General features: G+C 70.2%; 24 protein-coding genes and 1 pseudogene. 9 read left to right on the forward strand and 16 right to left on the reverse strand.

Annotated features, from left to right (window positions below):
• Positions 1–331: pseudogene (locus tag KUG39_RS10335) on the reverse strand (ComEC/Rec2 family competence protein); the annotation flags it as partial.
• Positions 332–459: 128 nt separating this feature from the next.
• On the opposite strand from KUG39_RS10335, the gene KUG39_RS10340 reads away from it, so the two are divergent.
• On the forward strand, positions 460–2,103 hold the full coding sequence (locus KUG39_RS10340; protein ID WP_286193106.1) for a mechanosensitive ion channel domain-containing protein: 1,644 nt from the start codon (positions 460–462) through the stop codon (positions 2,101–2,103).
• 14 nt (positions 2,104–2,117) lie between these two features.
• Here the strand turns inward: KUG39_RS10340 and KUG39_RS10345 are convergent, their stop codons facing one another.
• The 5 genes from KUG39_RS10345 to KUG39_RS10365 are packed head-to-tail and all read right to left on the reverse strand — an operon-like array spanning position 2,118 to position 6,317.
• Positions 2,118–3,002, reverse strand: a complete 885-nt coding sequence (locus tag KUG39_RS10345) for a bile acid:sodium symporter family protein (protein ID WP_216914945.1) — start codon at positions 3,000–3,002, stop codon at positions 2,118–2,120.
• Between the two features lie 5 nt (positions 3,003–3,007).
• Positions 3,008–3,394 carry a YidH family protein gene (locus KUG39_RS10350; protein WP_216914947.1) on the reverse strand — a complete coding sequence of 129 codons (387 nt, stop codon included), beginning with the start codon at positions 3,392–3,394 and terminating at the stop codon, positions 3,008–3,010.
• On the reverse strand, positions 3,395–3,817 hold the full coding sequence (locus KUG39_RS10355) for a DUF1622 domain-containing protein (protein ID WP_216914949.1): 423 nt from the start codon (positions 3,815–3,817) through the stop codon (positions 3,395–3,397).
• A gap of 3 nt (positions 3,818–3,820) precedes the next feature.
• Entirely contained in the window at positions 3,821–4,786 is a 966-nt protein-coding gene (locus KUG39_RS10360) for a formylglycine-generating enzyme family protein (RefSeq protein WP_216914951.1), read from the reverse strand.
• A gap of 25 nt (positions 4,787–4,811) precedes the next feature.
• The gene (locus tag KUG39_RS10365) at positions 4,812–6,317 is read right to left on the reverse strand and encodes an arylsulfatase (RefSeq protein WP_216914953.1); all 1,506 of its coding nucleotides are present in this window, start codon (positions 6,315–6,317) and stop codon (positions 4,812–4,814) included.
• A gap of 196 nt (positions 6,318–6,513) precedes the next feature.
• On the opposite strand from KUG39_RS10365, the gene KUG39_RS10370 reads away from it, so the two are divergent.
• Together KUG39_RS10370 and KUG39_RS10375 are read left to right on the forward strand one after the other, a co-directional pair.
• Positions 6,514–7,419 carry a helix-turn-helix domain-containing protein gene (locus KUG39_RS10370; RefSeq protein WP_353617375.1) on the forward strand — a complete coding sequence of 302 codons (906 nt, stop codon included), beginning with the start codon at positions 6,514–6,516 and terminating at the stop codon, positions 7,417–7,419.
• A gap of 26 nt (positions 7,420–7,445) precedes the next feature.
• Entirely contained in the window at positions 7,446–8,456 is a 1,011-nt protein-coding gene (locus KUG39_RS10375) for a hypothetical protein (protein WP_216914957.1), read from the forward strand.
• Between the two features lie 3 nt (positions 8,457–8,459).
• On the opposite strand, the gene KUG39_RS10380 is transcribed toward KUG39_RS10375, so the two are convergent.
• From KUG39_RS10380 to hisF, 5 genes are all read right to left on the reverse strand, one after another.
• Positions 8,460–8,642 carry a hypothetical protein gene (locus KUG39_RS10380; RefSeq protein WP_159815919.1) on the reverse strand — a complete coding sequence of 61 codons (183 nt, stop codon included), beginning with the start codon at positions 8,640–8,642 and terminating at the stop codon, positions 8,460–8,462.
• Positions 8,639–9,517, reverse strand: coding sequence for a glycine--tRNA ligase subunit alpha (gene glyQ / locus KUG39_RS10385; RefSeq protein WP_190610942.1), 879 nt, complete (start codon positions 9,515–9,517; stop codon positions 8,639–8,641). Before glyQ ends, KUG39_RS10380 begins: the two co-directional genes overlap by 4 nt.
• Before the next feature lie 62 nt (positions 9,518–9,579).
• The gene (gene ubiE, locus KUG39_RS10390) at positions 9,580–10,281 is read right to left on the reverse strand and encodes a bifunctional demethylmenaquinone methyltransferase/2-methoxy-6-polyprenyl-1,4-benzoquinol methylase UbiE (protein ID WP_216914959.1); all 702 of its coding nucleotides are present in this window, start codon (positions 10,279–10,281) and stop codon (positions 9,580–9,582) included.
• Positions 10,282–10,311: 30 nt separating this feature from the next.
• Positions 10,312–10,635, reverse strand: coding sequence for a hypothetical protein (locus KUG39_RS10395; protein WP_094586113.1), 324 nt, complete (start codon positions 10,633–10,635; stop codon positions 10,312–10,314).
• An 80-nt stretch (positions 10,636–10,715) separates the two neighbouring features.
• A complete protein-coding gene (hisF, locus tag KUG39_RS10400; protein ID WP_190610939.1) occupies positions 10,716–11,513 on the reverse strand; it encodes an imidazole glycerol phosphate synthase subunit HisF in 798 nt (265 codons plus the stop codon).
• A gap of 43 nt (positions 11,514–11,556) precedes the next feature.
• Between hisF and petP the strand changes: the two genes are divergently transcribed.
• Genes petP through KUG39_RS10415 form a run of 3 tightly spaced genes read left to right on the forward strand, consistent with a single transcriptional unit; the run spans position 11,557 to position 14,985 of the window.
• Positions 11,557–11,769 (forward strand): cytochrome b6f subunit PetP, encoded by a 213-nt coding sequence (petP, locus tag KUG39_RS10405; protein ID WP_094586115.1) that lies wholly within the window; start codon positions 11,557–11,559, stop codon positions 11,767–11,769.
• A 13-nt stretch (positions 11,770–11,782) separates the two neighbouring features.
• Positions 11,783–12,799, forward strand: coding sequence for a chlorophyll synthase ChlG (chlG, locus tag KUG39_RS10410; protein WP_216914961.1), 1,017 nt, complete (start codon positions 11,783–11,785; stop codon positions 12,797–12,799).
• Complete coding sequence (locus KUG39_RS10415) at positions 12,796–14,985, forward strand: transglycosylase domain-containing protein (RefSeq protein ID WP_216914963.1); 2,190 nt, start codon at positions 12,796–12,798, stop codon at positions 14,983–14,985. Before chlG ends, KUG39_RS10415 begins: the two co-directional genes overlap by 4 nt.
• Here the strand turns inward: KUG39_RS10415 and KUG39_RS10420 are convergent.
• Both KUG39_RS10420 and KUG39_RS10425 read right to left on the reverse strand, forming a co-directional pair.
• A complete protein-coding gene (locus KUG39_RS10420) occupies positions 14,982–16,400 on the reverse strand; it encodes a 16S rRNA (cytosine(967)-C(5))-methyltransferase (protein ID WP_216915041.1) in 1,419 nt (472 codons plus the stop codon). The two genes, KUG39_RS10415 and KUG39_RS10420, sit on opposite strands and share 4 nt — an antisense overlap.
• On the reverse strand, positions 16,397–16,816 hold the full coding sequence (locus KUG39_RS10425; RefSeq protein WP_216915043.1) for an MGMT family protein: 420 nt from the start codon (positions 16,814–16,816) through the stop codon (positions 16,397–16,399). The genes KUG39_RS10420 and KUG39_RS10425 overlap by 4 nt, the downstream gene beginning before the upstream one ends.
• A 59-nt stretch (positions 16,817–16,875) precedes the next feature.
• On the opposite strand from KUG39_RS10425, the gene trmH reads away from it, so the two are divergent.
• Positions 16,876–17,565 carry a tRNA (guanosine(18)-2'-O)-methyltransferase TrmH gene (gene trmH, locus KUG39_RS10430; protein WP_216914965.1) on the forward strand — a complete coding sequence of 230 codons (690 nt, stop codon included), beginning with the start codon at positions 16,876–16,878 and terminating at the stop codon, positions 17,563–17,565.
• Here the strand turns inward: trmH and KUG39_RS10435 are convergent.
• Positions 17,507–17,785, reverse strand: coding sequence for a hypothetical protein (locus KUG39_RS10435; protein WP_216914967.1), 279 nt, complete (start codon positions 17,783–17,785; stop codon positions 17,507–17,509). The two genes, trmH and KUG39_RS10435, sit on opposite strands and share 59 nt — an antisense overlap.
• 60 nt (positions 17,786–17,845) lie before the next feature.
• Positions 17,846–18,706, reverse strand: a complete 861-nt coding sequence (locus KUG39_RS10440; protein ID WP_094586122.1) for an ABC transporter permease — start codon at positions 18,704–18,706, stop codon at positions 17,846–17,848.
• A 442-nt stretch (positions 18,707–19,148) separates the two neighbouring features.
• On the opposite strand from KUG39_RS10440, the gene KUG39_RS10445 reads away from it, so the two are divergent.
• A complete protein-coding gene (locus KUG39_RS10445) occupies positions 19,149–19,844 on the forward strand; it encodes a response regulator transcription factor (RefSeq protein ID WP_094586123.1) in 696 nt (231 codons plus the stop codon).
• 2 nt (positions 19,845–19,846) lie between these two features.
• Entirely contained in the window at positions 19,847–20,563 is a 717-nt protein-coding gene (locus tag KUG39_RS10450) for a response regulator transcription factor (RefSeq protein WP_190610927.1), read from the forward strand.
• Here KUG39_RS10450 and KUG39_RS10455 read toward each other — a convergent pair.
• Positions 20,532–21,923: a sensor histidine kinase gene (locus tag KUG39_RS10455; protein ID WP_216914969.1), complete on the reverse strand. Its 1,392-nt coding sequence runs from the start codon at positions 21,921–21,923 to the stop codon at positions 20,532–20,534. The two genes, KUG39_RS10450 and KUG39_RS10455, sit on opposite strands and share 32 nt — an antisense overlap.
• Between the last annotated feature and the right edge of the window lie 31 nt (positions 21,924–21,954).

The raw sequence follows: 21,954 nt of genomic DNA on the forward strand, positions 1-21,954 counted from the left end.
GGGGGCGCCGCAGCAGCCCGCTCACCCGCACGCCCCAGCCCTCGCGCAGCGCCGGACAGGCGGGGAAGACCAGCTCGCTGCGCCCCCCGGCCGTCTGCAGCAGCACCCGGCAGGGACCCGGACCCGTCGCCTGCCCCGCCGCTCCGGCCACGGGGGCCCCGGCGGCCACCGGGTCGCCCAGCAGACGGCCCTGCAGGATCACCGGCTGCGGCCCATCGCCACCGGCGAGCAGCCGCAGCGGGTCGGCCGGTCCGGGCTGGAGCGGCCGCAGCTGGGCCTGGACCAGCACCACGAGCAGCAGCAGCAGCGGCAGCAGGGGGGAGCGGAGCATGCTCCAGGGTTCCCGATGGCGGCCGTGGGCCCCCGCCGCCATCGACACTCCTGGCAGCGCCACGGGACAATCCCCTCGGCGGATCCAGGTGATCGGTGATGCAGCGGCAGAGATTCACGTGGCGGCCGTTGACCCTCGGACGTCAGATCGCCCTGTTGGCGCTCCTGCTCTGCCTTGGCCTGGGGGTCGGCCAGGGCCCGCCCAGGCCCGCATGGGCCGGCGAGGGCGGCACCACGGCGGCGGCCGCCCAGGGCTGTGCGACCACGCCCCTGTTCGTCGGCCTCGATGGCCGCCGCTACCTGGAGATCCGCCGGGCCCCGGCCGCCCAGAAGCTCGACGAGTACGTGCGCCGCGCCAATGCCCGCCTGCTGGAAGTGGCGCAGGATCACACCGTCCAGCCCCACCAGCTCGTGGTGCAGGACGAGCCCCCCTTCTCCCTGGTGGGCATCAGGGAGCAGGACGGTCGCTTCAACCCCGAACTGGCCGTGGGCGATCGCGCGGCGGCCTGCTTCGGGGTGACGCGGCAGCAACTGGCGCTGCGCTACCGGGACGGCATGCGGCGGGCGATCACCAGCTACCGGGGCAGCCACACGATCGGGTCCTGGCTGAGGGGAACGGCCCTGGCGGCGCTGGTGCTGGGGTTCTACATCCTGTGGCTGCGGGTGCAGGGGGGGCTCAACCGGCGGCTCCGGCTGCACTTCGCCGAACGCCCCCGCTTCATGATGCAGGAGCTGAGTCGTCTGGGGCTGGGCGGGTTCGTCGAGGCGGACCACGTGCGACAGATCATGCAGTGGCTGCGCCAGGTGGTGCACTGGTCGCTGGTGCTGGTGATCAGCTACCTGCTGATTCCGCTGCTGCTGGGCTTCTTCCCACCCACCGCCGGCATCGCCGAAGGTCTGCGGGGCCAGATCAAGACGGTGGTGCTGGGGTTCCTGGGCGGCATCGTGCAGGCGATCCCCAACCTCGTCTCGATCGGGGTGATCGTGGTCATCACCGTGCTGGCGATCCGCGCCAGCCAGTCGTGGTTCCGCGCCGTCGACCATGGCCGGATCCGGCTTCCCGGCTTCTACCAGGAGTGGGCCCTGCCGACGGCCCGGCTGGTGGCGATCCTGCTCTGCATGGCCGGTCTGGCGGCGGCCTTCCCCTACATCCCCGGCTCCGGCAGCAAGGTGTTCCAGGGGGCCGGTCTGTTCATCGGCGCCCTGGCGGCGCTGGGCTCCAGCGCCATCGCCAGCAACATCATCAGCGGCCTGATGCTCATCTACACCCGGGCCTTCCGCGAAGGCGACCGGGTGGAGATCAACGGGGTGGTGGGGGTGGTGCAGGACCGGGCCCTGCTGGTGACCCGCCTGCAGACACCGCGCAACGAACTGGTGAGCATTCCCAATGCCAGCGTGATCGGCGCCTCGGTGGTGAACTACAGCTTCTCCCGCCGGGAGATCAGCCAGCCCGTGGCGATCGCCACCACGATCACCATCGGCTACGACGTTCCCTGGCGGCAGGTGCACGCGCTGATGCTGGCGGCAGCGCAAAGCGTCCCTGGCATCACCGACGAGATCGATCCGTTCGTGCTCCAGACCGCCCTCAACGACTTCCACATCAGCTATGAGCTCACGGCCTTCGTGCGCGCACCGGACACCTACCGCCAGACCCTTTCGGAGGTGCTGGCGGCCCTTCAGGATCAGTTCGCCGCCGCCGACGTGGAGATCCTCTCGCCGGGCTATCACGCCATCCGCAACGGCAACCGAAGCACCGTGCCGAAGCAGGGCTGATCAGGTGGGATGCCTCAGCCGGCGGACGGCAGCTGCCGCTTCTGCCAGCTCAGGAACAGGGTGCTGATGATCACGGTGATCAACACGTAGCTGAGCAGGCCGGGGATCAGGCCCGGCAACCCCTTGCCGTAGGTCAGGGCCAGCTGGGCGGCCAGTCCGGTGTTGCGCATGCCCGAGACCAGGGCCACGGTGCGGCGTTCCAGCGGGTCCGAACCGGCCAGCCCGTAACCGATCGCCAGGCTGAGCACGCTGAGCACGGCCATCCCTGCCAGGGCCACCAGGTTCTGCTGCAGGAAGGGCAGCAGCTGCCGGCCGGCGAGCAGCAGCAGGGCCGCCATCATCACCATCAGCAGCACGGTGGCCAGGGACCCGAGGGCCCGGCTGCAGCGCCGCGCCAGCTCGGGCTGCCACTGCCCCAGCAGCACCCCGGCGACCACCGGCAGCACCTGCACCTTCAGCACCTGGCCCGCCACCTGGCCGGGGGTGATCCCCCAGTCGGCCACCTCCCAGCCCCGCAGGCCGGCGCCGGTGCGGAAGATCACCTCCATCAGCGGAACCGTGACGATCGCCAGCAGCGCCGCGCCGATCTGCAGCCGCGCGGCCAGCTCGGCCGTGCCGCCGCTGCTGCGCACCCGGAACAGGATCAGGGGGGCGCTGGGGCAGGCCAGCATCAGGGCCATCGCCACCCAGGCGGGCCGACTCAGCAGGCCATGCAGGGGCATCAGCACCAGGGCCAGCCCGGCCAGGGGCACCAGCACACAGGTGCCCAGCAGCACACGCCAGAGGAAGGCGGGGCGATCCCTGAGCAGCAGGAACGGGTACCGCTTCAGCCCCAGGCCAAGGCTGAACATCAGGATGACGATGGTGGCCGAGACCAGAACGCCGGCGGCTTCGCGCATGGTGATCAGCCGAGAGGGGAACCCATCACCAGCAGCGCAAACGCGACAACACCGATGACTGTGAGTGCGATGGCCGTCAGGGTGCTGATCGAACGCTGATCGGCATAGAGAAAGTCGTCACGCCGGATCAGCTTGAGTGTGCGCAGGTGCTGGCGGGTGGCCGCCGCCATCGCCAGGATTCCGACCAGAATGAAGCCCATGGACACCAGCCGCACACTCAGGCCGGCATGGGCACTGCGATCGAAGCGGCTGCTGTTGATCGCCCCGATGATCTTGTCGAGGCCGAAGCCGAAGCTGATCAGTGACAGGCAGGTGCGGATCCAGGCCATCAGGGTGCGCTCAGCCGCCGCCCGGTTGCGCTCCTTGGCCAGTTCGTTGTTGAGGTTGGCCATCTAGGGAGAAAGGGTCTCGGTGGTGGAACTCTGCTGACGCTGCTGGCGCTGGGCCTCCTCGAACTTCAACTCCAGCTCCACTTCCCGGCCCAGGAAGACGTTGAGGAAGGTGCGGATCACGGCGATGACACCCAGCTGAATCAGGTTCTGGTTGGAGGGGGCCGTGGTGGTGGCGACGATATCGGCGGCCAGCTGGAACTCCAGGGCCATCGACAGCCAGCTGCCGAATGTGAGACGGAGGCTGTTGAAGCGCCGGCTGACGGGTTCGCGGCGGTGGCGGCCGGGGCCCAGCCGCTGGCGCACGGCCTGGAGCAGGGTGGCCGCGAACCCCAGCGCCACGCACACCAGCGACACGCCTTCGAGCACGAAGCGCAGGCCGACGGCGAACCGCTCGAGCCACTCCACCAGGGGAAACTCCGGCATGGATCAGCCCCTCACGATGCAGCGGAAACCCATGTGGCAGGTGGAGGTGTCGATCCCCTGGGCCATGCGGGCGGCGGGCCGGTAGCGGCGGCAGTAGCTGGGGGCGCACAGAAAGGACCCGCCCTTCACCACCTTGCGCGGCTGGTTCCCATGCTGGGAGCCCGGATCGATGCTGGCCTGCTGCCGGCAACACCCTTCGGGTTGGTCGCCCGTGGCGGCATGGCCGCCGTACCAGTCGTCGGTCCACTCCCAGACGTTGCCGATCATGTCGAGCAGGCCGTAGCCGTTCGCCGGGAAGGCCCCCACCGGCGAGGTGCGCTCCCAGCCGTCGAGGAGGCTGTTGTGGTGCGGGAAGTCCCCCTGGAACGTGTTGGCCATGGGCCGGCCGCCGGGGTGCAGTTCGTCCCCCCAGGCGAACTCACCCGCCTCGCGGCCGCCGCGGGCGGCCCGCTCCCACTCGGCCTCACTGGGCAGCTGCTTGCCGGCCCAGGCGGCGTAGGCCGCCGCATCCCCGTGGGCCACATGCACCACGGGATGGTGCTCCCGCATCCGGATCGAGCTGCCGGGCCCTTCGGGATGGCGCCAGCAGGCGCCCGGCAGGTACTGCCACCAGCGGTAGGGATCGCCCGTGCCGATCGGCCCGGGCGGCGGCACGAACACGATCGAGGCAGGGGCCAGCAGCTCCGGCAGGGCTCCGGGATAGTCGGCCGGATCGGCCGGCCGCTCCGCCAGGGTGACGTAGCCGGTGGCCTTGACGAACTTCTGGAACTGGGCGTTGGTGACCGGGGTGCGGTCGATCCAGAAGCCCCCCACCGCCACCCGGTGGGCCGGAGCCTCCTCCGGGTAGTGGTGGTCGGAGCCCATCTCGAAGGAACCCTCGGGAATCCAGACCATGTCCCGCGCCGGCGGGCGCCCCGGCCGGGGGGCCGGGGCGGATCGCGTCGGTGAGGGGGAGCGCTCCGGGGTCATGGCGGGGGTGGCAGGAGAGACCCCCTCAGTGGCCGCCGCTGGCGGCGGAGGCCATCTTGTTCATCACATCGCCCAACGAGAAGCTGGCCGCCTTCTGGCGGGGCGGATAGGCCTGGAACGTGGCCAGGAACCGGCCCACGATCGTCTGGGCCGGCACCAGGGCGAAGGCGTGGTCCAGCATCCAGTCCCAGTAGGTGTTGGAGGTGATGTCCGCCCGCTCATAGGGATCGGTGAGCAGGTTGAAGATCTTGGGCAGGCGCAGCTCCACAAATGGTTCAGCCCAGATCTGGCAGGTGCCCTGCTGCCGCTGCTCCATGAACACGAACTTCCAGTTGTCGTAGCGCAGGCCGGTGAGGTCGCCGTCGTCGGAGAAGTAGAAGAATTCGACCCGGGGGCTCTTGTCGCTCTGGCCGGTCCAGTAGTCGAGCATGTTGTAGCCATCCAGGTGGATCCTGAAAGTCTTGGAGCCCACCGTGTGGCCCTCCAGCAGCTTCTCCTTGATCTGCGGTTCGCCGGCCGCCGCCACCAGGGTGGGCAGCCAGTCGAGATGGCTGACGATGCCGGTGAAGAGCGTGCCGGGCGCGATCTTTCCGGGCCAGCGCACCAGGGCCGGCACCCGGTAGGCCCCTTCCCAGTTGGAGTTCTTCTCGTTGCGGAACGGGGTCATGCCGGCATCGGGCCAGCTGTTCATGTGGGGCCCGTTGTCGGTGCTGTACATCACGATCGTGTCATCGGCGATGCCCAGCTCATCGAGCAGGTCGAGCATCTCACCGATGCAGTTGTCGTGATAGATCATCACGTCGTGGTACTCCGACTGCCACCGCCCCGCCTGACCGACGTCCTGGGGACGGGCATGGGTGCGGAAGTGCATGTGGGTGGTGTTGAACCACACGAAGAAGGGCTCGCCGGAGGCCACGGCATCGCGGATGAAACGCTTGGCCTCGGCGAGGAACTCCTCATCGCAGTTCTCCATCCGCTTCTTGGTGAGCGGGCCGGTGTTCTCGATCCGCTGGGTGCCATCACCGTTGGCCCAGCAGTGCAGCACGCCGCGGGGGCCGAAGTTCTTCTGGAAATCGGGGAAGTCCTCCGGTTTGGGATAGTCGGGCAGTTCCGGCTCCTCCTCGGCGTTGAGGTGGTAGAGGTTGCCGAAGAACTCGTCGAAGCCGTGCATCGTCGGCAGATGCTCGTCGCGGTCGCCGAAGTGGTTCTTGCCGAACTGGCCGGTGCGGTAGCCCAGCGGCTGCAGCAGTTCGGCGATGGTGGGATCCTCGGGGCGGTAGCCCAGCTCGGCGCCCGGCAGCCCCACCTTGCTCAGGCCGGTGCGGAACACGCTCTGGCCGGAGATGAAGGCCGCCCGGCCGGCGGTGCAGCTCTGCTCGGCGTAGTAGTGGATGAAGCGGCCGCCCTCGCTGGCGACCCGGTCGATGTTGGGGGTCTGGTACCCCATCAGGCCGTCGCTGTAGCAGCTGAGGTTGCTCTGGCCGATGTCATCGCCCCAGAGGATGAGGATGTTGGGCTGGCCGTTGGGCATGGCGGGGAACACCCGGCGGGTGAGGAAGTGGGGTAGGAAGAGGGCAAAGGCCCCCAGTTGTCACGTGACGGTCGCCACGGATCCGGAGGACACGCCCCCAAAGGATGCACAGAGCGGCGCGATCCGAACACTCAAAAAGTGCGGTTCCGCCGTTCCCGTCTCCCGGTCCGTCCAGGACATCGCCCGCCTGGAGGCCGTGCTCAGCCCCCTGCTGCCGGTGCAGCTCACCCAGCTCGCCGGCGGCCGTCTGAGCAGCGAGCTGCTGGCCCTCGACCTGGGCGCGCTCCAGGTCCTGCGGCTGCGCTTCGATCGGCCCCTGCACGCGGGTGGGGCCAAACCCAGCGGCCGCCAGCTGATCGCCCTCGACCTGGAGGAGACCGCCGGCCGGCCCGTGATGCGCTCCCACGGCCTGGAGCTGCCGGCCACGGCGTTCTTCGGCCTCTCCGCACGCGGTGAGATCCACCTCACCACCCCCGAGCGCTGCAGCCTGGCGTTGCTGAGCCTGGATCGGGACACCTTCCTGCAATGGGCCCGGGATCTGGGCGGACCGGGGCTGGAGGAGCAGCTGGAGGGTGTCAACTGGGAGACGATCGATCCGCTGCGCTTCCAGGGGGTGAGGGCCTGCCTGCGCCGGATCTTCCGCCTGGCCGAGCGGTCGCCGGCCCTGTTGGAGGATCCGGCGATCCGCCGGCGGCTGGGGGGAGATCTGGTGCCCCTGCTGGTGGAGGCCCTGGTGCACCGCAGCGGCCACGGGGAGCGGCTGGCCCGGCCGCCGGCCCGGATCGAGCTGGTGAAGGCCGCCCAGGCCTGGATGGCGGAGCATCCCCACGAACCGATCAGCCTCGATGGGCTCTGCCGCCAGGTCGCGGCCGGTCGGCGCAGCCTGCTGCAGGGGTTCCGGGAGCACCTGGGGATGGGCCCGATGGCGTACCTCAAGATCCGTCGCCTGCACGGCATGCGGCAGGCCCTGCTGGCGGCCGATCCGCAGGCCACGCGGATCTCCGAGCTGGCCGCTCAGTGGGGATTCATGAACGCGGGGCACTTCGCCCGCGATTACCACAGCCTGTTCGGCGAACATCCCCGGACCAGCCTCCGGGCCTGAACGTCCTGAACGCCCCTCCCCTCCCCATGAACGAGAGCAAGCCCCGCCCGTTGCCTGTCCTGGCCAGCCTGGCCCTGGTGCTGCCGGCCCTGGTGCCGGCGGCGAGCCTGGCCGAGCCGAGCCGGGGCCGCGCGACGGAGGCCACCTGGATCGGCCAGGAGCTGCGGCTGCCGCCCGCAGGCCCGGCGGAGGCGACGGCGCAGGAGAGGGCTCAGGCGGAGCCGGCCTCCGGGGAGCCGGCCCCGGCCACCCCGTCCGCCCCCCCCTGGAGCGGCACCGTCGAGCTGTACGGCTTCGCACCGCTGCGCACCCTTGGCACCACCACGATCCGGGGCCAGGAGGCGGAGGTGGACCAGGACCTGGGGGAGATCCTCGACATCCTGCGGTTCGCCGCCTCCGCCCGCGGCAGCATCGAAAAGGACCGGGTGGGCCTGCAGGCCGACCTCTGGTACACCAGCCTGGGCGACTCGGCGGCGCGCCTGGTCGGCCCCCGGCAGCTGTTCACGACGACGGCCGATGTGGGCCAGACCCTGGGGATCTACGACTTCGCCCTGCGTTACCGGTTCGGCGAGCGGGAATCGGCCCTGGGCAAGCCCGGCACCTACACGGTGATCCCCTATGCCGGTATCCGGCTGATCGATGGCCGCCTCAACCTGGCCGCCACCCTCGACGGCCCCTTCGGACGCACCCTGCTGGAGCCCACCCGCAACTTCCAGCGCACCTGGGTGCAGCCCCTGGTGGGCACCCAGGCCACCGTCTTCCTCTCGCCGCGCCTGCGGGCCTTCGCCCGCGGCGACATCGGCGGCTTCGGCCTGGGCGGCCAGCAGGACCTCAGCGGCAATGCCCAGGTGGGCCTGGGCTATGCGGTCGGCGACAACACCGATCTGAACGTCTCCTGGCGCTACATGGGCCTGAAATGGAACAACGGGGACCAGCAGGCCAACGGCTTTTCCGTGAACATGAACGGCATCGAAATCGGTGTGAAGTTCTTCTTCGGCGGCGCTCCCAGGGGCACGGCGGTGGCCAGCACGCCCTGAGCCTCAGAAACTCGGCAGCTTGAGCATCAGTTCACAGAGCTGGGGGCTGGGCAGCTCCTGACCCAGCAGCGGCGCGACCAGGGCAGCCAGGGGCCGCAGCCGGCAGGGCCAGATGGCCCGTTCGGTGAGGCGGCCGGCCTGGAAGGCGCCGAGCACCAGCACCGCCACCAGCAGGGTGCGCTTCACGCCGGCGGTTCGTTCAGCAGGGGGAAGCCCAGGGCGCGGCGCTCCTCCAGCCAGGCCTCGGCCACCTGACGCGCCAGGTGGCGGATGCGGCCGATGGTGGCGGTGCGCTCGGTCACCGAGATCACGCCGCGGGCCTCCAGCAGGTTGAAGGTGTGGCTGCACTTGAGCACGTGGTCGAGGGCCGGGGCGGGCAGCCCGGCCGCCACCAGATCGGCGGCCTCGGCCTCATGCAGAGCGAAGAGCTGCAGCAGGCGTTCGGGGTTGGAGGCCTCGAAGTTGTAGGTGCACTGACCCTTCTCGAAGGGCAGCCAGATGTCGCCGTAGCTGCGCTCGCCGTTCCAGCGCAGGTCCCAGATGCTCTCCACGTCCTGGAGGTACATCGCCAGCCGCTCCAGGCCGTAGGTGATCTCGATCGACACGGGCCGGCAGTCGAGGCCGCCGCACTGCTGGAAATAGGTGAACTGGGTCACCTCCATGCCGTCGAGCCACACCTCCCAGCCCACGCCCCAGGCTCCGAGGGTGGGGGATTCCCAGTTGTCCTCCACGAAGCGGATGTCGTGGTCGGCGGCGTGGATGCCCAGGGTTTCGAGAGAGGCCAGGTAGGTCTCCTGGATGGCGTCCGGGGAGGGCTTGATCAGCACCTGGTACTGGAAGTAGTGCTGGGCCCGGTTGGGGTTGTCGCCGTAGCGGCCGTCGGTGGGGCGCCGGCAGGGCTCGGGGTAGGCCACCGCCCAGGGCTCCGGGCCGATCGCCCGCAGCACGGTGTGGGGGCTCATGGTGCCGGCGCCCTTTTCCGTGTCGTAGGGCTGCAGGATCAGGCAACCCTGGTCGGCCCAGAACCGGTTGAGGCTGGCGATGATGTCCTGGAAGAGCATGGTGCGCCGGTCGGGTACGGGCCAGGACGGCAGGGAAGTCGGTTTGATGCTGCCAGATCGCCTCAGGCCTGCAGCTCCAGTAACCCCATCAGGCCGCCGGCCAGGGGGCGGTGGCGGGCCGTGGTGAAGCCGGCGCAGCGGGCCAGCTCCTCCTGGACCGGGCCGGTGGGGAAGCGGGCCAGGCTCTCCTCCAGCCAGGCGTACTGCTCAGGCAGGCCCACGGCACGGGCGGCCGGCACCACCAGGCGGCGCAGGTAGAAGCGCTGGAAGGCCGCCGGCACTGAGGCCGGATCGGGCCGGTTGAAATCCAGCACCGCCGCCCGACCACCCGGCCGCAGCAGGCGCAACAGCTCCACCAGGCCGGCGGCTGGATCGGCCAGGTTGCGCAGGCCGTAGGCCATCACCGCCCCATCCGCCCAACCATCGGCCAGGCCGGTGGCCAGGGCATCGCCCTGCTGCCACTGCAGGGGCAGCCAGGGCTGGCGCGCCGCCCGGCCCTCGGCGATGGCCAGCGGGGCGGCGGCCGCATCCAGGCCCAGCACCAGCCCGCCGGGCCGGACGCGGGAGGCCAGCACCAGGGCCAGGTCGCCGGTGCCGCAACAGAGGTCGAGCAGGCGCTGGCCGGGGCGGGGGCGCAACCAGAGAAGGGCCTGCCGCTTCCAGAGCCGGTGCAGCCCCAGGCTGAGCAGATCGTTCAGCTGGTCGTAGCGGGGGGCGATGGTGTCGAACAGATCGCTGATCTGCCGGGGATCAACGGTGGCCAAATCGGGGTGGATCGGGGGTGGGATCGGGCATCAGCCCTTGCCCTGCAGGGTCAGGGAGTCGTCCCAGGGCAGCACGATCGCATCCAGGCTGACGCCGGTCACTTCATGGTCGGGGGCCGCCAGACCACGGGCCTCGAGCCGCACCGGGCTGGTGAAGGTGAGCACCATCACGGTGGCCAGGCCCACCGCCGCCGAGCAGACCATGCAGCCGGCGAGCATCAGGGAGAACTCGCGGCGGTCGGTGGCGGCCTGCATCAGCTGGAGCGCCCAGGCCACCAGCGCGATCACCACCACGACCACCACCAGTGCGATGACCGTGAACAGGGGCGTCGGCAGCAGCAGGAAGGCGTTCAACGATGCACCGGAGGCCACGGACGTTACTCAATGTTACGGCGCCTGAGGGAGGCGGTGCGATCGCCGCTGCGGCGAGCGCTTCAGCCCGCCGCCAGGGCCGTCAGCAGGGGCCGCACCGGCAGGCCCCGCTGCAGCAGGTCGGTCTTGATCTCCTCGACGGTGAGGACCCCGTCATGCAGCAGGGAGGCCAGCAGGGCGGCTGAGGCACCGGCGACCTCGAGGGCGGCGGCGATGTGGTCGATGCAGCCGGCGCCTCCGGAGGCGATCACCGGCACCTCCACGGCCTCCACCACGGCCCGGGTCAGGGCGAGGTCGTAGCCCGCCTGGGTGCCGTCGCCGTCCATGGACGTGAGCAGGATCTCCCCGGCCCCGAGCGCCACCACCCGTCGGGCCCAGGCCACCGCATCGAGGCCGGTGTTCTCCCGCCCCCCCTTGACGAACACGTCCCAGCCCGGGGGCTCCTCGCCACCGCTGGGGCGGCGGCGGGCGTCGATGGCCACCACGATGCACTGGCAGCCGAAGCGATCGGCGCCGGCCGTCACCAGCTCGGGGGTGCGGACCGCCGAGGAATTGAGGCTCACCTTGTCGGCGCCGGCCCGCAGCAGCTCGGTGATGCCATCGACGCTGACGATGCCACCCCCCACCGTGAAGGGGATCGTCACCGCCTCGGCGGTGCGGCGCACCATGTCGACGAGGGTGGCGCGGCCCTGGTGGCTGGCGGCGATGTCGAGGAAGACGAGTTCGTCGGCCCCGGAGGCGCTGTAGCGGCAGGCCAGTTCCACCGGGTCGCCGGCGTCGCGCAGCCCGACGAAATTGACCCCCTTCACCACCCTGCCGTCGGCCACGTCGAGACAGGGGATGATCCGCTTGGCTACCACGGGTTCGCTGTTAGGGTTGCGCGACTTTCTAATCGCGCCGGACATGGCCCAGGCTGGCATCACCATCGGTTCGAAGGTGCGGGTCACCCGCGTGCGCGATCGGATCCCGGCCGGCCTAGTGGCCGCCCTCAAGGCCGATGCCACCGGCACGGTGAAGGATTTCCGTGTCACCGACGGCACCGGCATCGGTGTGGTGGTGGAGCTCAGCGGCGGCACCACCACCTGGTTCTTCGACGACGAAATCACCCCTGCCTGAGACGGCCCAACCCATGAGCCAGAGCCCCGAACCCAGCGCCGGCTCCCCAGGCGTCTCCGGTGGCGCCCGGCAGCTGCTCGGGATGAAGGGCGCCACCGGCACCTCCAACATCTGGAAGATCCGGCTGCAGCTGATGAAGCCCGTCACCTGGATCCCCCTGATCTGGGGGGTGATCTGCGGGGCGGCGGCCTCCGGCAACTTCCACTGGACCCTGCCGGAGGTGGGGGCGTCCGTGGCCTGCATGCTGATGAGCGGGCCGCTGCTGGCCGGCTACACCCAGACGATCAACGACTACTACGACCGCGAGATCGACGCGATCAACGAGCCCTACCGGCCGATCCCCTCCGGGGCGATTCCCCTCGGCCAGGTGCGTCTGCAGATCGTGGTGCTGCTGCTGGCAGGGCTGGCCGTGGCCTGGGGCCTGGATGTCTGGGCCGGCCACAGTACACCGGTGCTGCTGCTGCTGGCCCTGGGCGGCTCGTTCGTGAGCTACATCTATTCGGCGCCACCGCTGAAGCTGAAGCAGAACGGCTGGCTGGGCAACTACGCCCTGGGCGCCAGCTACATCGCCCTGCCCTGGTGGGCCGGCCAGGCCCTGTTCGGCCAGCTCACCTGGAGCACGGCCCTGCTCACCCTGGCCTACAGCCTGGCGGGGCTGGGCATCGCCGTCGTCAACGATTTCAAGAGCGTTGAAGGGGACCGGGCCCTGGGCCTGCAATCGCTGCCGGTGGTGTTCGGCATCCAGCGGGCCAGCTGGATCAGTGCCGGCATGATCGACATCTTCCAGCTGGCGATGGTGGTGGTGCTGATCGCCATCGGCCAGCACTTCGCCGCCGTGCTTCTGGTGCTGCTGATCATTCCCCAGATCACCTTCCAGGACATCTGGCTGCTGCGCGATCCCGTCGCCTTCGACGTCAAGTACCAGGCCAGCGCCCAGCCGTTCCTGGTGCTGGGGATGCTTGTCACCGCCCTGGCCATCGGCCACAGTGATCTGACCCGCATCGCTGCGCTGACGGCACCGCTGCCATGACCAGGGTGGGCCTGTCGACGGCCACCAGCGGCCCGCGGCAACCCGGTGAGCCGCCACCCAGCCGGCCTAAGCGACGCTCCGGCTGGCGCCTGCTCGCCCCGGCCCTGGCGGCGACCGCCGTCGGCGGAGTGGTGGCCCTGGGGCAGACGACCCTGGTGCGCGCCCTCGACGGGATGCTCCCCGATGCGGGCCGCATCACCAGCTTCAACCGGCCGGGGACGATCACGATCCTCTCCTCCGACGGCCAGGTGGTGCTCAAGAAGGGGCCCGCCACCCGCGAGAAACTGCCCGCCGGCAAGATGCCGCTGCTGATCCAGCGCGCCTTCGTGGCCGCCGAGGACCGGCGCTTCTACCAGCACGACGGCATCGATCTGCTCGGCATCAGCCGGGCCGTGATGCGCAACGTCCAGCAGGGTGCCGTGGAGGAGGGCGCCAGCACGATCACCCAGCAGCTGGCCCGCACCGTGTTCCTGAGCCAGGACCGCACGATCATGCGGAAGCTCAAGGAAGCGGCCCTGGCCGGAAAGATCGAGCGCCAGCTGAGCAAGGCGCAGATCCTCGAGCAGTACCTCAACTACGTCTACCTGGGCTCCAGCGCCTACGGCGTCTCCGATGCGGCCTGGATCTACTTCTCCAAACGTCCCGACCAGCTCACCCTGCCGGAGGCGGCGCTGATCGCCGGCCTGCCGCCGGCCCCTTCGGTGTATTCGCCCCTGGTGAATCCGGAGGTGGCGCTGCGGCGGCGCTCGATCGTGCTGCAGCGCATGCGGGAGGCGGGCTTCATCGACGATGAGCAGCTGCAGCGGGCCGACGCCGCCCCCCTGGCGCTGAAACCGGCGGAGCCGAAGTTCTTCTACAACCCGGCCCCCTGGTACACCAGCTGGCTGGAGCAGGAGCTGCCAAAAGTGCTCAGCAAGGAGCAGCTGGAGGTGGGCGGACTCACGATCCGCAGCGGTCTGAATGCGGCCTGGCAGGCCCAGGCCCAGAAGACGATCGACTCCTACGCCACCGGCAGCATGGAGGGGGCCCTGGTGGCCATGGAGCCCGGCACGGGGCTGGTGCGGGCGATGGTGGGGGGCAAGGACTGGGAGAAGACCCAGTTCAACCGGGCCTCCCAGGCGCTGCGCTCCCCGGGCTCCACCTTCAAGCTGTTCGTCTACCTGACAGCCCTCAAGCTGGGCATGAAGCCGGAGGACACGGTGCTGGATTCGGCACGGTGCTTCGGCAGCTACTGCCCCAAGAACTTCGGCAACCGCTACATGGGCCGGGTGAGCCTGGCCACGGCCATGCAGAACTCCCTCAACATCGTGGCGGTGGGGCTGCTCCAGAAGCTGGGCTATGACCCGGTGATCGCCACCGCCAAGAGCCTCGGCATCCACCGGGAACTGGGCCGGTACCTGTCGATGGCGATCGGCGCCAACGAGCAGACGGTGCTCGACATGACGGCGGCCTATGCGGCGCTGGTGAACCGCGGCGTGTACATCCAGCCGCTGCCCTTCGAGGAGATCTACGGGCCGGAAGGGGAGCTGCTCTGGTCGCGGCGGGCCAACGGCCCCCGCGGCACCCGGGCGGTGAGCAGCGACGTCGCCGACGCGATGGTCTGGATGCTGCAGCAGGTGGTGCAGGGCGGCACCGGCGGCGGCGCCGCCCTGGCCGACCGGGCGGTGGCCGGCAAGACGGGCACCTCGGAAGGGGGGCGGGATCTCTGGTTCATCGGCTCCATCCCCCAGCTCACCACCGGCGTCTGGCTGGGCTACGACAACAACCGGGAGACGGGCACCACCAGCGTGCTGGCCACCTACGCCTGGCGGACGTTCATGGAGCCGGTGACCAAGGGGATGCCGGTGCAGACGTTCCCGCCCAAGCCGAAGCTCACCGGCACCTTCAAGCCGGTGCCGGGCAAGAAGACCACCGAGCGCGACGCCCGACCGGAGGACAGCGGCAGCCGCGAGAGCCCCCGCTGGCAGCCGCCGGTGCAGGAGCCCAGCCGCACCGATCCCCCCGACCGGGAGCCCTCCACGGAACAGCCGCCCACCCAGAGCGAGCCGACCCAGCCGGTGCCGCCGAACAATCCCGTCGCCGCACCCCGCTCCCGCGACGCGGCCATCCCCCCGCCCCCACCGCCGGAACCCGCCGCCCCGCTGCCGCCGCCGCCCCCCGTCGCCGCCCCACCGCCACCCCCCTAGGCGGTGCCCGGCCCCCGCAGCAGCGCCGCGTAGAAGCCGTCGCCACCGCCGCACTCCGCCACGGCAGGTGTGGGCCACCACTGACGCTCCTCGAGCAGGCTCCAGTCCGGATGGGCCGCCAGCAGTGCGGCGATCAGGGCGCCGTTCTCTCGCGGTTCCACCGTGCAGGTGGCATAGAGGAGCCGGCCGCCGGGGGCCAGCAGCGGCAGCATCGCCTCCAGCAGCTGGCGCTGCAGGATCACCAGCCCGTCGATGGCCTCGGGGGTGATCCGCCAGCGGGCGTCGGGGTGGCGGGCCAGGGTGCCGAGTCCCGAGCAGGGGGCATCGAGGAGAATTCGCTCGAAACTGCCCTGCCAGTGGGGCTTCAGCTCCCCGAGGCCGGTGGCGTCGGCGGCCAGGGAGCGGATCGTGGTGAGCCCCAGCCGCTCGGCATTGCGATCCACTCGCCGCAGCCGGGCTTCGGAGCGATCCAGCGCCCACACCTCACCCCGGTCGCCGATCAGCTCCGCCAGGTGGGTGCTCTTGCCCCCCGGGGCGGCGCAGGCATCGAGGATCCGCTGGCCGGGTCGGGGGTCGAGCAGGGGGGCGATGGCCTGGGCGCTGCGGTCCTGCACGCACCAGAGTCCTTCGGCGTAGCCCGGCAGCTCACGGGGATCGCCCACCCGCTCCAGCAGGGTGAGGCCGTGGGGAGCACCGGGCAGGGCGCGGGCGGCCACGCCTGCATCCGTGAAGCGCTGCAGCAGGGCGTCCCGGGTGGTGCGCAGGCCATTGACCCGCAGGTCGAGGGGCGGCACCGCGTTGCAGGCCAGGGCGAAGGCCTCGGCCCGCTCCGGCGGCAGCCAGTCGAGCAGCCCGGTGGCGAGCCAGGGGGGCAGGGAGCGGCGCACGGCCAGGGCGGCGGCCGGGTCGGCCGGCAGCGCCAGCCCATCCCAGGGCTCCTGGTCGGGTCCGCTGCCGGCCGGCCGCTCGCGCCGCCGCAGCAGGGAGCGCAGCAAGCCGTTCACCACCGGCGCCAGCTTGGCCAGGCCGGCGCGCTTGGCCAGCGCCACCGTGGTACTCACTGCCGCCGCCGCCGGCACCCGGTCGCTGAACAGAAGCTGGTAGAGCCCCACGTGCAGCAGCCAGCGCAGGGCCGGGGGCTGGCGCTGGGCGCTCACCTTGCCGAGGGCGTCGATCCAGGCGTCGAGCAGCAGCCGCTGGCGGATGGCCCCGTAGGCGATCTCGGTGGCCAGGGCGCGGTCGGCGGGCGAGAGGCCACCGCCTGCGCGGGCCAGGGAGGCCAGCTCCCGGTCCAGGGCGGCATCGGCGTAGGCCCCTGCCGCGACCGCCTGCAGCACCTGCCAGGCCAGCTGCCGGGAGGCCAGGCCGGGGACGACGTCGCTGGCGTGAATCGGCGGACTCCCGGGACGGATCAGTCCTTTGTACAGGACCGCTGGGCTGGGCCAGAGGGCTCGGGCGTCCAGGCGTCGCCGGCCGCTGGCAGGAGCTCGGCCGGCGGATACCAGCGGTGCCGGGCCAGGGGCAGGCGCCCATCGGGGGCCACGGCGATCCCCTCGGCCAGCAGCAGCTCCCGCTGCATCCAGTCGCTGCCCTCCCGGCCGGGGCTCATGGCGATGCGCCCCTGGGCATTCACCACCCGGTGCCAGGGCACCTCGGAGGGCAGGGGCAGTCGCCGCAGGGCCCAGCCCACCTGGCGGGCGCAGCCCCAGGCCCCGATCAGTTCGGCGACCTGGCCGTAGGTGGCCAGCTGGCCGGGGGGGATGTGGGCCACCATCGCGTAGACGCGACGGTCGAAGGGGCGTCCGGAGTCGGCGGCAACCGGGCTGGCCATGGCGGACGCGGCGCGGGGGACAGGGAGGGCAACGCCGATGATGGCGTTTTGCCACGCCGATGCCGCTGCTGCCCCGCCGCTTCGAGCGCCTGCGCGCGGTGCTCGATCGCCGCATGGGGGATCTGACGCTGCTGCTGGAGCAGGTGGACAAGCCCCACAACCTCTCGGCGATCCTGCGCAGCTGCGATGCGGTGGGGGTGCTCGAAGCCCATGCCGTCAGCCTCCCGGGGCGCACGCCCACCTTCAACAGCACGGCCCTGGGCAGCCAGAAGTGGGTGGCGCTGCACCGCCACCGGAGCAGCAGCGACGCCATCGCCCAGCTCAAGGCCGGCGGCTTCCGTCTCTACGGCACCCACCTGGGGGCCCGGGCGGTCGACTACCGCGACTGTGACTTCACCGGACCCACGGCCTTCGTGCTGGGGGCGGAGAAGTGGGGACTGAGCGAGGAGACGGCCGCGGCGATCGACCAGGCGATCGTGATTCCGATGGTGGGCATGGTGCAGTCGCTCAACGTGTCGGTGGCGACCGCGATCCTGCTGTTCGAGGCGCTGAGGCAGCGGCAGGCGAAGGGCGGCCTGCCGACCCGGGGCGAAGGGCTGGCGCCGGAGCAGTACTCCCGGCTGCTGTTCGAGTGGGCCTATCCGCAGGTGGCGGACTGGTGCCGCCGCGAGGGGCGCCCCTATCCGGCCCTCAGCCCGGAAGGCGCCATCCTCGAGGAGCTTCCGCGGACCGTGCGGCTTCGCTGTTGAGGGGGCCGCCGTCGAAGCGGGAGGCGCTCGGCAGCCAGAAGGTGAGACCCAGGGCCAGGATCTCGAGCAGCAGCTGGCGGCCGCCGAGCAGCACCACCAGCACGGCCACGAAGGCCAGGAACTTCTGGAAGACGCTCCAGACGTCGTCGGGCGTGTTGCCCGCCTTCTGCCAGAGGGCCACGGCCAGGGCCAGCAGGGCCAGATCCAACCACCAGGGCATCGCCGCAGCCGCCGTTCACTGGAACGCTACCCCAGGCATTTGGGGGCGGCCCGTAGACATTCAGCCGCGCTCACCGGCCGGAACGCCGCTCAGCCAGTTCTCCAGGCCCTCGCCCAGGAAGGACAGGCCGAGCACCAGGACGAACATGGCCAGCCCTGGGAACAGGGCGGTCCACCAGATGCCGGTGGGCAGGGCGGTCAGCGCCTGTTGCAGGTCGCTGCCCCATTCCGGGATGGTCTCGGGCAGGCCGAGCCCAAGAAAACCCAGCCCCCCCAGCACCAGCACCGCATCGGCCGCATTGAGGGTGAGCAGCACCGGTACGGAGGTGATCACATTGCGGAACAGGTAGCGGCGCATGATCCAGGCGGGGCCGGCCCCCAGGGAGCGGGCTGCCTCGATGAACAGCTCCGCCTTCACCTGGGCCGACTGGTTGCGCACCACCCGGAAGTACTGGGGCACGTACACCACGCAGAGGGCGGCGGCGGCGTTGGGCAGGCCCCGGCCCAGCAGGAAGGCGAGCACAACAGAGAGGAGCAGCACCGGCAGGGTGTACAGGGTGTCCATCACCAGCACCAGCAGGCGATCGACCCCGCCGCCGAGGTAGCCGCTCACCATGCCGAGGGGAACGCCGATGGCGAGGGCAAGCACCAGGGCAGTCAGCACCACCTGCAGGGCGACGCTGCTGCCGGAGAGCGTGCGTACGCAGACGTCACGGCCGAGGCGATCGGTGCCGCACCAGTGGCCGAAGGAGGGCGGTGCGTAGATGGGGTTCTCCAGGCCCGCATTGGGATCGCTCAGCAGGCCCCCGTGCACCAGCAGCGGGGTGGCCAGGGCGATCAGCCCGTAGACGACCACGATCGCCAGGCCCCAGCGCGCCATCCGTTCCGCGAGGGTGGAGCCTGCGACCCGGGGGGCCTCCATGTCGGCATCACCAGTGGACTTTGGTATCACAAGTGGACGGGCATGCCCCGGAGTCGTGCGCATCTGCGCTCAAACGGGCGCAGATCAGGAACGCCGGAAGCTGTGGAGGATCGCCAGAAGAGTAACCTTGCCCATTGCCAATGTGGCGGCTGGCCGATCAGCGGAGTCACGGATAACTCCGGCAGCCGTGAAGTGCGGCGGAATTTATGCCTCTGACGGCGTCGACGTCAAGCCAGGCCACGGGGATCGACATCGGGCCGTACTCACCGGGCCTACAGGAAGGTGGCAGTGATGCAATGGGATTTCTACCGCGTTGCAAGAGTGCCTGCAGGTGTGCTTGCAGGTGAATTCTCACGCTGGTATAATGTGCATCATATGCGCCACTCAACTCCAGAGTGCTGACTTCCATCGTGGCCGAGCGTCGTTCAGCCTTTCCGATCAGATGACCAGCGCCCGCCTCCTGATCGTCGACGACGACCCTGAAATGCGCGGCTTCCTCACCTCCGAGCTGGCGGTCGAGGGCTACGAGTGTGAAGAAGCCTCCTGCGGCCAGCAGGCCCTGGGCCGGATCCGCAGCCAGACATGGGATCTCGTGCTCCTCGACTGGAACCTGCCCGATTTCAGCGGCGTCGAGGTGTGCCGGCGGATGCGCAAAGGGGGCATCTCCACTCCCGTGCTGATGCTCACGGCCCGGGATGAGGTGCAGCAACGGGTGGAGGCGCTCGATTCCGGCGCCGACGACTATCTGATCAAGCCGTTCTCGATCGAGGAACTGCTCGCCCGGGTGCGGGCCCGCCTGCGTCGCAGCGGCATCGATGAACAGGAAGGCGGCCTGCTGCGGATGGCCGATCTGGAGGTGAATCCCGCCAGCCGGGAAGTGGCGCGGGGCGGAGAGTCGATTCACCTCACGGCCAAGGAGTTCGATCTGCTGATGCATCTGCTGCGCCACCCCAATCAGGTGCAGGAGCGGCGGGCGATCCTCGATGCGCTCTGGGGTGAGAACTGGCTGGGCGACGACAATCTCCTCGATGTCTACGTCCGCTACCTGCGCCGCAAGCTTGAGCCCGCCGGCCAGCCCACCCTGATCCAGACGGTGCGCGGCGTCGGCTTCATGCTGAAGGAAGGGCCGCCCCGCTGAGGATGGCGGAGGCCACCTCCCAGTCGCGGCTGCTGATCGTCGAGGACGACCAGCGGATGCGCACGTTCCTGGCCGGGGAACTCAACTGCGAGGGCTACGACGTCACCGAGGCCGAAGACGGCCAGGGCGCGCTGATGCACCTGAGGGACGCCTGCACCGATCTGGTGCTGCTCGACTGGACGCTGCCCGATTTCAGCGGCGTCGAGATCTGCCGGCGGCTGCGCTCCAGCGGTGACATCACCCCCGTGCTGATGCTCACCTGCCACGACGACATCCGCGACCGCGTCGAGGCGCTCGATTCCGGGGCCGACGATTACATCCTCAAACCCTTCTCCATCGAGGAGCTGCTGGCCCGCATCCGCGCCCAGCTGCGGCGCACCGCCTACTGGCGCGGTGTGGCCGAATCCGACCTGCTGCGTTGCGCCGATCTCACGGTGAACACCGCCACCCGGGAGGTGATCCGGGCGGGCCAGGCGATTTCCCTCTCCGTGCGCGAATACGACCTGCTCCTCTGCCTGCTGCGCGGCACCGGACGGGTGGTGGAGCGGGAGGAGATCCTGCGCGAGGTGTGGGGCGAAAACCACTTCGGCGACGAGAATCTGCTGGGGGTCTACATCCGTTACCTGCGCCGCAAGATCGAGCCCGAAGGGCTTCCCACCCTGATCCAGACGGTCCGCGGCGTGGGCTTCATGCTGCGTGAAGGGGAGCCGCGCCCTTGAGGCGCAGCTGGAAATCGGCGCCCCCCTCCGGCAAATCCGCCACCGAGACGCTCCCCCCCATCGCCTCCATCAGCGCCCTGACCACCGCCAGGCCCACCCCACTGCCGGGGATGGCAGCGGTGTTGCGCCCCCGGCCGAAACGCTCGAAGATCAGCGTCTTCTCGCGGTCGGGAACGCCCGGGCCGGCATCGATCACGTGCACCACCACCCGATCAAGGCTGGCATCGAGCCGTAGCTGAATCGGGCCGCCACTGGGATCGTATTTCTGGGCGTTTTCGATCAGATTCGCCAGGCACTGCTCGAAGCGGTCGGCATCCCCAAGCGCGAAGGTGCGTGAGCCCTGGGTGGCGCCGGGGCAGATCCGCAGGCGGCCGTGGCAGCGGGAACGCAGCCGCTCCGCCACCCGCTCAATCGCCTGGGCCACATCGAAGGGCTCGAAGGGCATCAAGGTGCGGTTGGCATCGATGCGGGTGAGGGCGAGCAGATCCGTCACCAGCTTCCCCATCCGGCCCGCCTCCTCCTCGATCAGCCCCAGCTGGGCGGCATCCTCCTCCGAGAGCCCATGGGAGCGACGCCTGAGGCGGCCGGCGTAGTTGCGGATCAGGCTGATCGGGGTGCGCAGCTCGTGGCTGACGCCGTTGGCGAAACCCCTCTGGCGCTCCCAGGAGGCCGAGAGACGATCGAGCAGGTCATTAAAGGCCTCGGCGATGGGGGCCAGCTCCCGGGGCTGGGCGGCCACCGACACCCGCTGGCTGTCGAGGGTGTCGGAACTGATCGCCTGCATGCGCAGCCCCAGATCATGCAGAGGGGCAAGGCCCCGCACCAGCACCGGCCGCAGCAGCAGACCCGTGAATAAGGTGGCCAGGCCGGCGGCCACCATCAGAACGGTGAGCAGCAACCGCTGTTGGGCGAGCTTCTGGGTGATGTCCTCCAGGAAGCGAAGGCGCACCTTGCGCGACCCGAGATGGATCTGCTCCGAACTGGTGAGATAGGTGAGTCCCCCGAAGTGGAGCACGGCCACCTGGCCGAGGCCGTTCCCCTGGGCGGGCAGACGCGTCAGCGGCACACCGGTGGGAATGGAGAACAGGCGGATCTGGTCGGCTGCACCATAGGGAACGCCTTGTTCGGTCTCCACCCAGCCGAGGAAGTTTGGGCTGATCAACCGGGCCAGGGCGTCACTGATCTCGTTGAGGGTGCCTGGCACGGGCCGCCGCGACAGCAGCACCTGCCGCACGCTGGCGGCGGTGGCACGGTGCTGGTCGCGTCGCTCCTGGCTGGCCAGCAGGGCGGTGGCGCCGATCAGGAGGGCATAGCCCCCCAGAACGGCAAGGAGACTGAGCCCCAGCAGGCGCCGGCGCATCGAAAACGCCTGGGAAGGCCAGCCGAACTGA

The sequence above is a fragment of the Synechococcus sp. CCAP 1479/10 genome (assembly GCF_019038515.1).
Classification (GTDB): domain Bacteria; phylum Cyanobacteriota; class Cyanobacteriia; order PCC-6307; family Cyanobiaceae; genus Cyanobium.

Coding starts and splice junctions, on each gene's coding strand:
- KUG39_RS10345 (WP_216914945.1), bottom strand. CDS start 3,002: ATGCGCGAAGCCGCCGGCGTTCTGGTCTCGGCCACCATCGTCATCCTG.
- KUG39_RS10350 (WP_216914947.1), bottom strand. CDS start 3,394: ATGGCCAACCTCAACAACGAACTGGCCAAGGAGCGCAACCGGGCGGCG.
- KUG39_RS10355 (WP_216914949.1), bottom strand. CDS start 3,817: ATGCCGGAGTTTCCCCTGGTGGAGTGGCTCGAGCGGTTCGCCGTCGGC.
- KUG39_RS10360 (WP_216914951.1), bottom strand. CDS start 4,786: ATGACCCCGGAGCGCTCCCCCTCACCGACGCGATCCGCCCCGGCCCCC.
- KUG39_RS10365 (WP_216914953.1), bottom strand. CDS start 6,317: ATGCCCAACGGCCAGCCCAACATCCTCATCCTCTGGGGCGATGACATC.
- KUG39_RS10375 (WP_216914957.1), top strand. CDS start 7,446: ATGAACGAGAGCAAGCCCCGCCCGTTGCCTGTCCTGGCCAGCCTGGCC.
- glyQ (WP_190610942.1), bottom strand. CDS start 9,517: ATGCTCTTCCAGGACATCATCGCCAGCCTCAACCGGTTCTGGGCCGAC.
- petP (WP_094586115.1), top strand. CDS start 11,557: ATGGCCCAGGCTGGCATCACCATCGGTTCGAAGGTGCGGGTCACCCGC.
- chlG (WP_216914961.1), top strand. CDS start 11,783: ATGAGCCAGAGCCCCGAACCCAGCGCCGGCTCCCCAGGCGTCTCCGGT.
- KUG39_RS10415 (WP_216914963.1), top strand. CDS start 12,796: ATGACCAGGGTGGGCCTGTCGACGGCCACCAGCGGCCCGCGGCAACCC.
- KUG39_RS10425 (WP_216915043.1), bottom strand. CDS start 16,816: ATGGCCAGCCCGGTTGCCGCCGACTCCGGACGCCCCTTCGACCGTCGC.
- trmH (WP_216914965.1), top strand. CDS start 16,876: ATGCCGCTGCTGCCCCGCCGCTTCGAGCGCCTGCGCGCGGTGCTCGAT.
- KUG39_RS10435 (WP_216914967.1), bottom strand. CDS start 17,785: ATGCCCTGGTGGTTGGATCTGGCCCTGCTGGCCCTGGCCGTGGCCCTC.
- KUG39_RS10440 (WP_094586122.1), bottom strand. CDS start 18,706: ATGGAGGCCCCCCGGGTCGCAGGCTCCACCCTCGCGGAACGGATGGCG.
- KUG39_RS10445 (WP_094586123.1), top strand. CDS start 19,149: ATGACCAGCGCCCGCCTCCTGATCGTCGACGACGACCCTGAAATGCGC.
- KUG39_RS10450 (WP_190610927.1), top strand. CDS start 19,847: ATGGCGGAGGCCACCTCCCAGTCGCGGCTGCTGATCGTCGAGGACGAC.
- KUG39_RS10455 (WP_216914969.1), bottom strand. CDS start 21,923: ATGCGCCGGCGCCTGCTGGGGCTCAGTCTCCTTGCCGTTCTGGGGGGC.